Origin of the sequence: Vibrio sp. TH_r3, assembly GCF_033101115.1 — a bacterium.
Lineage (GTDB): Bacteria > Pseudomonadota > Gammaproteobacteria > Enterobacterales > Vibrionaceae > Vibrio.
Genome location: NZ_JAWMPW010000001.1, coordinates 62,285 through 76,759, shown reverse-complemented (window position 1 = coordinate 76,759; position 14,475 = coordinate 62,285). Strand labels below are relative to the sequence as shown.

Genomic DNA, 14,475 nt, shown 5'->3' with positions numbered 1-14,475 from the left:
CTTTATCATTCGTAACACAGATAGCCAAAAATATAAAACTAATAATATAAAGTTAATAATATTAAACAAGGACAGAATATGCTCAACAAATCGAAAATTGCGCTAGCTACATCGATGTTACTTATCAGTGGTGTAAGTAACGCTGCAACTGTAACTGAAAAGCAAGTAGTAGAACACTATACTGATCTAGCTCACGCTGTATTTTCAGATGCATTAACCACAGCGGAACAATTGGATGCTTCGATCTCAGCCTTTCTTAAATCACCTTCAGAAGAAACATTCCAACAAGTAAAAAATGCATGGTATGAATCTCGTGTTCCATATCAGCAAACAGAAGTTTTCCGTTTTGGTAATGCCATTGTTGATGACTGGGAAGGTCAATTGAATGCTTGGCCGTTAGATGAAGGTTTAATCGATTATGTTGCTTCTGACTATCAATATGAACTCGGTAACCAAGGCGCTACTGCAAATATTGTTGCTAATACGTCTGTACAAGTTGGTGCTGAAAAAATTGACACGGCAAAGATTACTCCTGAGCTTATAGCTAATTTAAATGAAATTGGTGGTTCTGAAGCTAACGTTGCTTCTGGTTACCACGCTATTGAATTTCTATTGTGGGGACAAGATTTAAACGGCACCGGTGCGGGTGCAGGTGCTAGACCTTATACCGATTATGTTATTGGTGAAGCGTGTACGAATGGTAACTGTGAGCGAAGAGCTGAATACCTTAAAGCGACGGCTGAATTATTGAAAACTGATTTAGCTTGGATGGTAGACCAGTGGGAACCAAACCAAACTAACAACTACCGCGCAGAATTGTTATCTAACTCGTCTAAAGATGGCCTACGTAAAATGCTATTCGGTATGGGTTCTCTTTCTCTAGGTGAGTTGGCTGGTGAACGAATGAAGGTTGCATTAGAAGCGCACTCAACTGAAGATGAGCATGATTGTTTTTCTGATAATACTCATAACTCCCACTATTACAACGAGCAAGGTATCTACAACGTTTACACTGGTACTTATGTACAACAAAATGGTGAGTTACTTGCAGGGCCAAGTATTCATGATTTAGTTAAGCAAGTTGATGTGCAATCAGCAAAACAAATTCAATCTGATTTTGATAAAGCACGTGTACAAGTAGGGGAATTGGTGCATTCAGCTGAAGTTGATGGTGTCTACTTTGATCAACTTATTGCGGCTAACAACAGTACAGGTAATGAATTAGTGAATGATTCAATTAAAGCCTTGGTTGTACAAACTGAAGCTATCGAAAAAGCAGCAAGTCTTGTTGGTATCGACAGTTTAAGCCCAGATACTGCTGACCACGAATTCTAAGTAAGTATAAAAATAACAATAATTAATATTAAGGGCTCATTAGAGCCCATTTATCTCTGGAAATATAATGAAGTTATCTACATCTGCAGCGATGCTATTAGCGTCGTTCATTTGTTCCGCCTCGGCAAGTGATCCCAATACAATACGCTCCGGTGGCAAAACAAGTACTAATAAATTAGGTCCGAATGCTTTTTCACAACCGGCTAGCAATTTGTCATTGAGTAAAAAGCTTGATTTTAGCGTGGGCAACAGTTTCTTTCGTAACCCTTGGATCCCTGCGCCAGCCTCAACTGATGCTAGAGATGGCTTAGGGCCTATCTTTAATACCAACGCTTGCCAGAGTTGTCATATAAAAGATGGCCGAGGTCACGCACCAGAAAGTGAAGATGATAATGCCGTTTCGATGTTGGTTCGCTTAAGCATACCTGCTGTTACGGATATACAAAAAGAAATGTACGCAAAAGATGGCGTGGTTCCTGAACCAACTTATGGTGGCCAACTTCAAGACTTATCTATTCCTGGCGCTGAGCCAGAAGGTCAAATCAATATTACTTATCAGGATGTTGTGGTTAACTTTGCTGATGGTGAACATGTCACGCTGCGTAAACCAACCCTAAAAATTACCGACCTAAATTATGGAGATATGCACCCTGATACTCAATTCTCTGCTCGTGTTGCTCCTCCAATGATAGGACTAGGGTTATTAGAAGCGATTCCAGAAAAAGTTATCCAAGATATAGCGGCGAAACAAGCCGCTAGCACCGATTCTATAACAGGGAAAGCAAATAGAGTTTGGGATGTACTTAAGCAAGATTATTCAATGGGTCGATTTGGTTGGAAAGCGGGACAACCAACCTTAATGCAGCAAAATGCGTCAGCTTTTAATGGTGATTTAGGTTTAACCTCAAAGCTGTTTCCAAATCACAACTGCACAGAAAATCAACCAGCATGTGAGCAGTTAGCTAATGGTGGCTCACCGGAAGTGAGTGATAATATTTTAAAGTTTGTTGAGTTTTATTCACAACATTTAGCGGTACCAATTCGCAGAAACGTATCTGATCCTAAGGTTAAAAAAGGTCAAAAGCTATTTGAAAGCAGCGATTGTTCAACCTGTCATCAAAACAACTTAACTACTGCAGTAGTACAAGATAGACCAGCTTTGTCGAATCAATTAATTCATCCTTATACTGATATGCTATTGCATGACATGGGTGATGGATTGGCTGATAATCGTCCAGAGTATTTAGCCAATGGCAGAGAGTGGAGAACCACGCCGCTTTGGGGTTTAGGTTATACCCAAGAAGTGAATGGTCATACTTATTTACTCCATGATGGCAGAGCGAGAAATGTGATGGAAGCCATTTTATGGCATGGCGGTGAAGCACAGAATGCACGAGATAAAGTTATTGCGATGGACAAAAATGATCGCGAAGCTCTACTTGCGTTTTTAAACTCTTTATAAGGACTCGCTAAGATGCGTTTTATACTACCTGTAGTTTTAAGTACTTTTATAGGCGGCGTTCATGCGGGAACCTCTGATACAGATGTTCTTTCTACAACAAATAGTAGCCGTAGCGTTTATCTTGAATTTAAAGGTTCAAGTGCAGCATTTGCTCAATCGACTAAGCAATTGAGTGGCAGCATCAGTCACTATTGTGAAGCTCCGAATAACCAATCAATACAAGAGGTGAGAAACAGCTGGCATTCTGCAATGCTTAACTGGAATCGTCTTCAAGGTTTTGATAGAGGTCCAATCGAGGCTTTAGAAAAGAATTGGTCGATTCAGTTTTGGCCAGACAAAAAGAATACCACTGGTCGAAAAATGCAAAATTTGGTTAACGAAAATAAACCAATTAGTGTCGATGACATTGCGAATAGTAGTGTTACCGTACAAGGATTAGGAGCAATTGAATGGCTGTATTTTGAGCCTAAATCACCACTGTCAAGTGACGGTGTAACAACGTGTCAATTGGCAAGCGTAATCAGTGAAAATCTTGATAACAATGCCACATTTATTGCTCAAGCATGGAATGTGAATCCATGGGTTGAACTCGATGAGCAAGAGTGGACACAAGAGTACGTTAGTTTGTTATCAAATCAGCTAGATTTTAGTATGAAGAAGTTGAGTCGTCCTTTAGCGAAAATAGGCCAGCCTAGACCGTATTTTTCTGAATCTTGGCGTTCTCATTCATCGTTGGATAACTTACAAAGCAATGTAGAATCGTTTAAAGCGGTCTATTTTGCCAATGGTAATGGTATGCACGCAGCATTGATTAATCATGGACATGCGGACTTAGCCACACGAATTGAAAATCAAATTAATCTGCTTGCTGAAAACTGGCCTGAAGAATCTAGTTTATTTCGTTCGCTACAATCTAAAGATGGCTACCGTGAAATATTGAGTGTTTATAACAAGTTTGAATATCTTAAATACTTAGTTTCAGAAGAACTAGCGGTTAACCTAGGTGTTGTCGTGGGGTTCAATTCAACTGATGGCGATTGATTCAACTAGGCGAAATCTAATCAAAGCGGCGTTGTTGGCTAGCATTTCGCCTATGTCACAAGCATTGCCGCTTATTAGCAGTACGGTTGCTACCAGCCGCAAGGTTACTGGGACAGGCGCTTTTATCGGTTGCGCTGTCGATTCCAGTGGTCAATATACTGCGGTTGTTGCTTCTGAAAATGGCGCCCCTGTTCATTCGATCACTCTTCCTGCAAGAGGGCACGGCATAGCCGTGTCTCCAAATCAATTGAAAACTGAAGCGGTGGTATTTGCTCGTAGGCCAGGCGTGTTTTTTCAAGTAATAGATTACGTAACTGGCGAACGCTTACCCTTTATTTCAGCCCAACCTAACCGTCATTTTTACGGACATGGCGCCTATTCGAATGATGGAAATTGGTTGTTTGTTACCGAAGGTGAATCAAAAACCAGTGCCGGTATTATTGGTGTATATGATGCGACAAATTCTTATAAAAAAGTTGAAGAATTAACTGGGTTTGGTATTGGCCCACATGAAATTCGAGTATTAGATAATGATGATATCGTCGTTGCTGTTGGTGGGGTTCATACCAATGGTAGAAGGCCGCTCAACCTTGAATCGATGTTACCTGCTCTGTGTTATTTTAATTCAAAAGGCCAGTTATCAGAACAAGTAAGTCTTAGCGATAAAAAGCTTAGTATTCGGCATTTATGTACGCCTAGTTCGAGTATGGTGATTTCTGGTCAGCAATACAGAGGAGATACCGATGATACTCCGCCATTAATTGCTGTGCACAAAAGAGGGCAAGCATTTTATCATTTACAAGCGGAAGATGAGCAATGGGCTCGCTTTAATCACTATATAGCCAGTATCGAAGTGGTCGACGATTTGCTGTTAGCTACTTCTCCTCGAGGGAACTGTTATGGTATTTGGTCGCTAGCGGATAATCAATTATTGGAAATTGACGTGCTTCCTGAAGCTTCGGGTGTCGTTAAGTACAAGCAAGGTTTCTTTGTTAGTTCAGGTTCAGGTAGGGTGGCAGAAATTAGTCGCAGTGGTGACAGTCACCTGCATAAAACATCGGTCTTGTGGGATAATCATTTAGCTAGGTTAGGGTAATTCGCACAGTATCATAAATGCAAATACTAGAATTTGTTATCCAGTTTGTTGCATGCTCTATTATGCTTAAGCATTCCACATGCTATATTAAGTTTAATTATAAGAGTAATTAAACGGTTGTAGTATGAAGTGTCGTCTGTTCGTATCGTTTTGGGTTTTATGGTTTTCAGCGTCAGCCACAGCGTTAGAAGACCTACCTGATCTTAAAAGTATCGATTTTGTCAATCAAACCGCCTTAGAGATCACTTATCCAGATATTGTGAAGGAAGTTTATGCGACTGAAGAGTTCCAACTGATATGGCATGATCCGACACTTAGCCAGCAATTTGAGTCTATGCTTATTATCATGCATTACTCTGGCCTGAGTGAGCTGTTTTCATCGCGGTTGACTACTTTACAACAGTATAGACATGCTGGTTTATGGTACAAATATGACGTAACGGCGACAGATACCTTATTAAACTACATGCACTATGTTTCGTTAGTCTCAGCACAAGGAGCTGAGTGGTACTACGGCAACAATATTCAATTGCCAATAACTCAGTTAGAGCCAGCTCTTATCCACTCACTCATTAACACTATCAATGAAAATAGGTTGAGTGACTTTATTACTGCATTACATGCAACACCTGAACATCGAGATTCGCTAACACAAGCCGTAACCTTACTTACCGATGCCATAGACACAGGTATCGACAAGTACCAACAAGATGGTGTCGCGCGTAAAGGCGATGTATTACTTAATAAAGCGCAATTATTAGCAAGATTAGATGTGGTTGGTTTGACGTATACTTCCAACACAGAAGCCTCATTGATATTTGATGATGAACTGTATCAATTGGTTAAACAGTTTCAAACAATGCATGGTTTAAAACCTGACGGTATTATAGGTAAGGAAACGTTGTATTGGATAAACGTCGCACCGCAACAACGGTTACATTCATTAGCCTTAAATACCGAACGATCACGCTTAATACCGAGAGATAGACAAAATATTATCATCGTTAATTTGCCCAGTTTTCATCTGTCGTATTGGCATGATGGCGAGACGCGTTTTACTTCAAAAGTTATTGTAGGTAATAAGAAAAGAAAAACGCCATTGCTATCGATAAAAATGGATACATTAATATTTAATCCATCTTGGAATGTTCCTAAAAAATTAGTTCGCGAAGATATTATTCCTAAAATCAAAAAGGATGAGACTTATCTTGACCGTATGAACATGAAAGTGATTAAAAACTGGCGTACCAGAGAGGAAATAGATCCGAGTACGATAGATTGGCAAAATATTGAAGCGGATAATTTTGCTTATAATATGACGCAAGGTCCAGGCAAACAAAATGCACTAGGTGAATTGAAGTTTAATACACCCAATGCACGAGCTATTTACTTACATGATACGCCAGCTAAATATTTATTTAATAAAACCTATAGAGCCTTCAGTGCCGGCTGTATTCGAGTGCAATATGCAGATAAATTTGCGAAGACCTTAATGCAGGTTCAAGGTATTGAACCGCCAAAACAGTCTATCGGCCCGCCAGTTAGTGCTAAAGTTGCGTTACGTCAGCAAATTCCTGTCCACTTAGTGTATCAAACAGCATGGATTAAAGATGACGTTGTCCAGTATAGAAAAGACATATACGATTATGACAAAGTGCCATCAACGTTAGTTTTAACACAAAATTGACAGTTGGCTTAGGTTAATAAAAACGTTGATAAAACTACTGACAATTCGAGTTATTTAATCGGTGTTTGATGCTAAGTGTGATCCGTTTGTTTGACGCTGTTCGATTTATAGGCTAGTTTGCCAAAAATAATTTATTAACTGTTAATTTAATAACTAATTCTTATATGTCTTTTACAAAAAATGATCGCCGTGAATTTTTGAAACGTGTCAGTGGTACAGCTGCGTTTGCAGTTTGTATCCCTTCTAGTGCATTTGCTAGCCTTATTAGTGATAATAAATCAACGACTAAGCAGACACAGCTCAATCAAGTCTTACATAATAATGGTGAGATGAGGTTTAATAATTTGCATACTGGTGAAGTGCTGAATACAGTCATTTCGGCCAATAAGACGATAACGACAAGCGAATTTAGTAAGATTAATCATATTTGCCGTGATTTCAGAAAAAATGAAATTTATCAAATGGATGAACAGTTAATACTTCAATTACATAATATACAAAGTGTGTTGAAAACCGATGCTGAAATTCAAATTATCTCTGGTTATCGTTCACCTGCAACCAATGAAGCATTGAGATCAAAGTCAAATAATAGTGGTGTTGCGAAAAAAAGTTTCCATATGTTAGGTAAAGCAATGGATTTTCGTTTAGAAGGGGTGCGTTTGAGTGACGTACGTGATGCTGCTCGAGGGCTTGCCATGGGTGGAGTCGGATACTATCCCAACAGTAATTTTGTTCATATCGATACAGGACCCGTTCGAACTTGGTAACTCGCTTGTAATATCCACTCTGCAATGTCATAGTTTTGCTATTAGTTTAATTATATGAGCAAAATTATGAGTCTTAAATATCAAATCGTCCCTGTCACTTCTTACGCACAAAACTGCTCTATTGTTTGGTGCGATGAAACCATGAAAGGTATTGTTATCGATCCTGGCGGGGATGTTAAGCAACTCATTATGCTGATCAACGAATTACAAGTTGATGTAGTCAATTTAGTTTTAACTCACGGACACCTTGACCATGTGGGTGGCGCTCAAGAGCTCGCCGAGGCACTATCTGTTGATATTATTGGTCCACATAAAGCAGACAATTTTTGGTTGCAAGGGCTTGAGGGACAAAGTCAAATGTTTGGTTTTCCCCTTACCGAGGCGTTTGAACCACAGCAGTGGTTAGAAGAAGGGGATACCATTTCTTTCGGTAACTTGTCGTTGGATGTTTATCACACTCCCGGTCATACACCTGGTCATGTTGTACTGTACAACGCGAATGCAAAAATTTCTTTTGTCGGTGATGTGTTGTTCGCCGGAGGCGTAGGAAGAAGTGATTTTCCTCAAGGTGACCACGCTACACTTATCTCTTCGATTAAAAATAAACTCTGGCCGCTTGGTAACGATGTTGAATTTGTGCCAGGACACGGACCGATGTCTACTTTCGGTAAAGAGCGTAAAACCAATCCATTTGTCGCTGACGAAATGCCGCTTTACTAATCTTGCCTTAAATAACCCGGGCGTGAGTATTACTTACCCATAATAGAAATTCTTATTTCAATAAAAGTAAGTTCAAAAAACGCCCAAGGTTATGATTAAAAACATTCATATTTGTTTATTTATTAATCTGGCTAATGGCTAGTACTATAAATAGTGTGCTGTTTTTGTTATAAATGCGCCTTTATTTTTTATCGCTAATATAATTTATTTACTACTACTAAAATTTAGGTCGCTAGCTTGTCGTTATTTTGCTTATTTACGTGACTTAGTGGCGCTTTAATTGCTGATGTTAATACGTCGATTAAAACCGAATGCTAACGATTTAAACTTGCTTAGGTAGTGAATTTGGGAAATATATAAATGAGACTTGCTCACAAACGCAAAGTGCAGATGAAACTGCAAAAACAACTAAAAGCCACTGTTATTACTACGGCTAATAAAACTAAAGAAATATTAAATTCAGCGGCATCAATAACCGAGCCTATGCTAGCGGAAGCAAAACCTACTGTTTCTGATCGAGCGAAATCGGTAAGCTTGACGCCTAAGCAACAACAAGTCCTAGATATTGTTCTAAAACAGCCTCAAGGAATCAACTCTAAGAGCATTGGAATAGAAGCAGGTCAAGAAGAAGCAAAAGCGGCGTCTTGGGCAACAGGTGCACTCAAAAAATTGTTAGAAGAAAATTTAGTAGAGAAGATTCAACTTTCTGGTAACAAAGTGCACTATAAAGCAATTTAATTTGAACATAGGTTCTAAATTGCTGAAGTTAAGTTAAAACAGACAAAAGCCCCTTAAGGGGCTTTTGTCTGTTTTATGATCAAATTTTTACATTATTGGTTTTAACTTCTCATCAATACTCGACTTCTCGTCAGGTTTTACTGCGTGATATCACATATTTGTAACAAATAATTTAAATTATCTATTGGTATTTACGTAAGTGAAATTATTAACTCGTGTTAAATATTTTAATTTTTAAACTTTTATAATCAATTGGTTGCTATTTCTTGTGCAATATAGATTACGTATAACTACGTACGACTTAAGTATTTTAACCTCGAAAAATTTTACTCTACTGCGTGTTCTTTCTCATTTTATAGCATTCATAAATTGTTCATTGTTATTGACTCTGCTTATTTAAAATAAGCAAGAATAAAACCACAAAGGACGTAGAGATGAGCCTAATTTTGAAATCAGTGAAACGAGTATTTACAGGTACAGCGATAGTAGCCGCTGCTTGTTCTGTTTTGGTTGCAACGAGTGCAACAGCAGCAGATAAAGTATATAGATTAAAACTTGCTGAAACATGGGGGCCAAACTTTCCTGTTTTTGGTGATGCAACTAAAAACATGGCAGAGATGGCAGAGAAAATGTCCAACGGACGCTTAGTTATTCGTATAGATTCAGCCAATAAACACAAAGCACCATTAGGTGTGTTTGATATGGTGAAATCTGGCCAATATGACATGGGGCATTCAGGCTCATATTATTGGAAGGGAAAAGTACCGAATACACTCTATTTCACATCTATGCCATTTGGTATGACGCCATCTGAACAGTATGCATGGTTTTATCATGGCGGCGGTATGGAGTTAATGGATAAAGTCTACTCGCCACATAACCTACTGTCTTTTCCTGGCGGTAACACTGATATTCAAATGGGCGGCTGGTTTCAAAAAGAAATTAACACCTTGGATGATCTCAAAGGGTTAAAAATGCGTATTCCAGGATTTGCTGGTGAAGTATTAGCGGAATTGGGCGCAAAACCAACCAATATTGCACCGGGAGAACTTTATACCTCTTTGGAGCGTAAAACGATTGATGCATTAGAGTGGGTCGGTCCATCGTTAGATTTACGTATGGGATTCCATAAAATTGCACCTTATTATTATACTGGATGGCACGAGCCAGGTTCTGAACTGCAGTTTTTAGTCAATAAGCGTGTATGGGAAAAATTGCCAGATGACCTTCGTGAAATTCTTAGAATTTCGATGCGTACTGCGGCTTATGATATGTACACGCAAGCAACGCATGAAAGTGGAAAAAACTGGGTATCGATTAAAACAGAATATCCTGATGTTCAGGTTAAAGACTTCCCACCAGAAGTAATGAAAGCGATGCGCGCAGCGAACGATAAACTTTTAGCTGAGCATGCGGCGACTGATCCATTAACAAAAGAGATTCAAGAATCTCAAGCAAGTTACCTAAAACAAGTGCGTTCTTGGACTGATATTTCTCATCGAGCATACCTAAATAGCCAAGCAGCGACGAAATAATTGGAAATTGGCAAAAAAGAACAAGAAAACTAACCGCTTGGTCTAGTAGATAGAGTAGAAATCCATAATAATAGCGAACGCTGCCACTAGGCAGCGTTATATTTTCTAATTATATATTCCACGGAGTACGGAATGAGAAGTCTGATCAAGATGGAACAGATGTTCAATCGTATAGGTGATCTATTAGGCGTCATAGCCAGTGTATTATTTATTCTTCTTGTTATTAATGTCGTTTATGATGTTGTTATGCGCTATGCATTCAATGATGTCTCTATCGCTTTCCAAGAATTAGAATGGCACTTATTTTCGGCGGTATTTTTACTTGGTGTTCCTTATGCTATTCGTGCTGCGGGACATGTTAGAGTTGATATTATTTACGAAAGATTATCAGTAAGAGCGCAATCAATTATCGACCTGCTTGGTACAATTTTTTTATTACTGCCTTTTTGTTTATTGGTAGCTTGGTATGGAATTGATTTCGCGAAAGAGAGTTATGCATTAGGGGAAACCTCGGGCGATCCAGGTGGGCTTCCATATCGCTGGATAATAAAAGCTATGATCCCACTGTGCTTTTTATTTATGGCGGTTAGCGGAGTAGGGCTATTGTTACGCTCCCTCAATAATATTATTCGTCCTAACAGAATGGTTCAAGAATCTCAGGGGAGTGAGTCATGATCGGTATCGTCATGTTTGTAGTTGCCTTGTTGGCGTTATTACTTGGGTTTCCTGTTGCTTTCACTTTCGGTGGTATTGCACTGCTATTTGGCGTCTGGGCCGAAGGGTTCGACATGTTTGCTTTTATGCCCTATCGCATTCAATCGATCATGCAGAATACGGTACTAATGGCAGTACCCCTGTTTGTCTTTATGGGGTTAGTATTGCAAAAAACCAAATTGGCTGAACAACTTTTAGAGTCGATGGGGCGTTTATTTGGTGGGGTGAAAGGTGGCATCGCAATTTCTACTGTTTTGGTTGGTGCGTTGCTTGCAGCATCAACAGGTGTCGTTGGAGCATCAGTTGTTGCAATGGGGCTAATTTCTTTGCCCGTGATGCTTAAATATAATTACGATAAGGGCCTAGCTTGTGGCACTATCTGTGCCTCCGGTACGTTAGGGCAGATTATTCCTCCGTCTATTGTATTGATTTTATTAGGTGATGTTCTAGGTGTGCCAGTTGGTGATTTATTCCATGCCGCAATTGGCCCAGGTTTTGTTTTAGTTGCAGCGTATGTGATATATATCTTGATATACGCTAAACTCAATCCAGAAGCCGCTCAGCCTCTTGAACGAGATTCTAGTATATCTCGTAAGCAAGAAGTGATTACCGCATTGAAAGCAGTCATTCCACCATTGGCTTTGATTGTGGTTGTGCTTGGGTCTATTTTTGCAGGGATCGCGACGCCGACAGAATCTGCTGCGTTGGGTGGTATGGGCGCAATCGTATTGTCACTATTGTATAAGCAATTCAGCTTCAGAATGGTTTACGATGCCTCTAAAGAAACTGTTAAAGTTACGGCCATGGTATTCGCAATACTTCTTGGTGCAACCGCTTTTTCAATGGCATTTAGTTATACTGGTGGCGACCTTCTGGTTGAAGAGTGGATGCTGGAACTACCGGGTGAAAAATGGGGCTTCTTAATCATCGTTATGTTGGTTATTTTAGTCTTAGGTTTCTTTATTGATTTCGTTGAAATTTGTTTTATTATTGTGCCGATTATTTCACCCGTTGCTGAGCTAATGGGCATTAATATGGTGTGGTTTGCTATTTTAATCGCGATGAACCTCCAAACCTCTTTCTTAACCCCGCCCTTTGGCTTTAGTTTGTTTTATTTGAAGGGGGTAGCACCTAAAGGTGTCACAACGTCCGATATTTATCGTGGTGTTTTACCCTTTATTTTGATCCAGATGGCGGTGTTAATCAGTATTTTGATTTTCCCAAGTTTCTACGGAATGTGATCAAATACGAGCTTAAAAGCATGTAATTACAATTTGTTAACATAACTTGATATGATGAAGCCGCTCCTACTGATGAGCGGCTTTTTTATTCAAGGAATACAATGCATCTCAAAGTAAAATTAATCTTATTAACACTTATTCCGTTGATAATGGTTTCAGCGAGCATTAGTTGGATTTCTATTTTTCAAGCCAAATCTCTCGGTAATAAAGAGGTCGAAATATTTCGTGAAAACTTGATTCGAGCTAGTGAATCCGCATTGAAAGATAGCATTGATATGGCCATTAGTGCTATTGACCCTATCTATCAAAGCACCCGTCTAACGGAGAATGAAGCTAAAAATCAAGTCAAAAAAATATTAAATCAATTGAGTTACGGCAGTGACGGCTACTTCTTTGTTTATGACAAAAATGGGACAAATCTGGTTCATCCTATCTTGCCATCTCTAGTTGGTCAGAACCTTATTGATCTGCAAGATAATAACGGTGATTTTCTTATTGAAGCTCTGCTATTTAAGGCTCAATCGGGTGGAGGCTTTCATCACTATTTATGGCAAAAACCTTCGACTAACGAAGTGGTGCAGAAGCTCAGTTACGTCACTTGGTTGGAAAAATGGCAATGGACAGTTGGCACAGGCTTATATATAGAAGACATTAGTACTAAAGTTCTTGAAATGCAGCAGACGGTGAACAGCAATATTGAAACCACGTTTTTCTCTGTAGTCTCTATTTTAGCCGTTACGGTCGCTGTGATTATTGTGCTAACGCTAGCAATTAATTTACATGAACATCGATTAGCTGACCGAAACTTAAAAGAGTTGGCGCATAAAACGGTAATGTTCCAAGAAGATGAAAAAAAACATCTAGCACGAGAGTTGCACGATGGAATAAATCAACTGTTAGTATCAAGTAAGTGTCATTTGGAATTGCTCGATAATAAACTAGATTCAATTGCAATGAGTGACGACCTTAATCAACATATCGTAAAGTCTCAACGTTCTTTATCAATGGCGATTAATGAGGTGAGAAGAATATCTCATAACTTGAGGCCGAGTGCTTTAGATGATATTGGCTTAGAAGCGGCTTTAACGACGTTACTAAAAGATTTTAAGTTACATACAGAAATTGAAATAGAAACTGTATTTGATACTCAACAAGGCAAATTGCATTCAGAAATTGCGACCACCTTGTATCGAGTGACGCAAGAATCGTTAACCAATATAGAAAAACACGCACAAGCGTCTAAGATTACCGTTATTCTGAGCCAGTTAGGTGACATGCTGCAACTGATTATTCGCGATGATGGTAAAGGGTTTAATGAATCAGACGTTTCGGTGAAAAATGGCATTGGTTTGCGCAATATGCGTGAAAGAGTCGAATTTATTGGTGGCGAATTTGAGTTATCGAGTGAACCGCAGCTTGGTACGGAAATTACAGTATTGCTTAATTTGGATGGGTTAATGGTATGGAAACAGCGATAAGAATAATAATTGTAGATGACCATCAAGTCGTGCTCGAAGGATTTATGGCTAGACTAGAACTTGAACCAGAAATTAAAGTCGTGGCTACGGCATCCAATGGTTTGAAAGCGATAGAGTTAGTCAAACAATTTGAGCCTGATGTGGTTTTGATGGATGTCAGTATGCCAGTAATGAATGGTATAGAAGCAACTCAGTTGATAAAAGAAGAACACCCAAAAGTAAAAGTATTGATGCTGACGATGCATGATAACCGTGAATACATTATGAATGTAATGCAAGCGGGTGCGGTGGGTTACATGCTAAAAGAAATTTCAGCGATTAAAATGGTTCAAGCGATTAAAACTGTGAATTTAGGTTCAACTTACTTTTGTGAATCGACAACTCAAACTTTGTTTGCGGAACAAATTATTCCATCAGCGCCAAAAGCAAATCCGTTAAGTCGACGCGAAGAAGCGGTTTTAAAGTTAGTTGCGCAGGGCAGTAGCAGTAAAAAAATTGCTACGTTATTGAGCATAAGTTATCGCACAGTAGAAACTCACCGACAAAATATCAAGCATAAGCTGAATATTCATTCTACCGCCGAAATGGCCAAATACGCAGTCGAGAATGGATTGGTTAATTAAACATATAGCCTATTAAAAAGGTCGGCAAATGCCGACCT

13 protein-coding genes are annotated in these 14,475 nt (G+C 39.1%); all 13 read left to right on the top strand.

Annotated features, from left to right (window positions below):
- The first annotated feature begins 78 nt into the window (after positions 1 to 78).
- The 13 genes from R3X26_RS00335 to R3X26_RS00275 all read left to right on the top strand — a co-directional run bounded on the left by R3X26_RS00335 (position 79) and on the right by R3X26_RS00275 (position 14,437).
- Positions 79 to 1,335: an imelysin family protein gene (locus tag R3X26_RS00335; protein WP_317715131.1), complete on the top strand. Its 1,257-nt coding sequence runs from the start codon at positions 79 to 81 to the stop codon at positions 1,333 to 1,335.
- A gap of 91 nt (positions 1,336 to 1,426) precedes the next feature.
- Positions 1,427 to 2,797, top strand: coding sequence for a di-heme oxidoredictase family protein (locus R3X26_RS00330; protein WP_411572375.1), 1,371 nt, complete (start codon positions 1,427 to 1,429; stop codon positions 2,795 to 2,797).
- A gap of 12 nt (positions 2,798 to 2,809) precedes the next feature.
- Positions 2,810 to 3,838 (top strand): imelysin family protein, encoded by a 1,029-nt coding sequence (locus R3X26_RS00325; protein ID WP_317715129.1) that lies wholly within the window; start codon positions 2,810 to 2,812, stop codon positions 3,836 to 3,838.
- Positions 3,828 to 4,934 carry a DUF1513 domain-containing protein gene (locus R3X26_RS00320; protein WP_317715128.1) on the top strand — a complete coding sequence of 369 codons (1,107 nt, stop codon included), beginning with the start codon at positions 3,828 to 3,830 and terminating at the stop codon, positions 4,932 to 4,934. The genes R3X26_RS00325 and R3X26_RS00320 overlap by 11 nt, the downstream gene beginning before the upstream one ends.
- Before the next feature lie 124 nt (positions 4,935 to 5,058).
- On the top strand, positions 5,059 to 6,621 hold the full coding sequence (locus tag R3X26_RS00315) for a murein L,D-transpeptidase (protein WP_317715127.1): 1,563 nt from the start codon (positions 5,059 to 5,061) through the stop codon (positions 6,619 to 6,621).
- A gap of 164 nt (positions 6,622 to 6,785) precedes the next feature.
- Entirely contained in the window at positions 6,786 to 7,388 is a 603-nt protein-coding gene (locus R3X26_RS00310) for a DUF882 domain-containing protein (protein ID WP_317715126.1), read from the top strand.
- Between the two features lie 66 nt (positions 7,389 to 7,454).
- Positions 7,455 to 8,108 (top strand): MBL fold metallo-hydrolase, encoded by a 654-nt coding sequence (locus tag R3X26_RS00305; RefSeq protein ID WP_317715125.1) that lies wholly within the window; start codon positions 7,455 to 7,457, stop codon positions 8,106 to 8,108.
- A 360-nt stretch (positions 8,109 to 8,468) separates the two neighbouring features.
- Positions 8,469 to 8,846 (top strand): MarR family transcriptional regulator, encoded by a 378-nt coding sequence (locus R3X26_RS00300; RefSeq protein ID WP_317715124.1) that lies wholly within the window; start codon positions 8,469 to 8,471, stop codon positions 8,844 to 8,846.
- A 434-nt stretch (positions 8,847 to 9,280) separates the two neighbouring features.
- The gene (locus R3X26_RS00295; protein WP_317715123.1) at positions 9,281 to 10,381 is read left to right on the top strand and encodes a TRAP transporter substrate-binding protein; all 1,101 of its coding nucleotides are present in this window, start codon (positions 9,281 to 9,283) and stop codon (positions 10,379 to 10,381) included.
- Between the two features lie 132 nt (positions 10,382 to 10,513).
- Complete coding sequence (locus R3X26_RS00290) at positions 10,514 to 11,056, top strand: TRAP transporter small permease subunit (RefSeq protein WP_317715122.1); 543 nt, start codon at positions 10,514 to 10,516, stop codon at positions 11,054 to 11,056.
- Positions 11,053 to 12,336, top strand: coding sequence for a TRAP transporter large permease subunit (locus R3X26_RS00285; protein ID WP_317715121.1), 1,284 nt, complete (start codon positions 11,053 to 11,055; stop codon positions 12,334 to 12,336). The genes R3X26_RS00290 and R3X26_RS00285 overlap by 4 nt, the downstream gene beginning before the upstream one ends.
- Before the next feature lie 101 nt (positions 12,337 to 12,437).
- Positions 12,438 to 13,814: a cache domain-containing protein gene (locus tag R3X26_RS00280; RefSeq protein WP_317715120.1), complete on the top strand. Its 1,377-nt coding sequence runs from the start codon at positions 12,438 to 12,440 to the stop codon at positions 13,812 to 13,814.
- A complete protein-coding gene (locus R3X26_RS00275; RefSeq protein WP_317715119.1) occupies positions 13,799 to 14,437 on the top strand; it encodes a response regulator transcription factor in 639 nt (212 codons plus the stop codon). The genes R3X26_RS00280 and R3X26_RS00275 overlap by 16 nt, the downstream gene beginning before the upstream one ends.
- Positions 14,438 to 14,475: the final 38 nt, after the last annotated feature.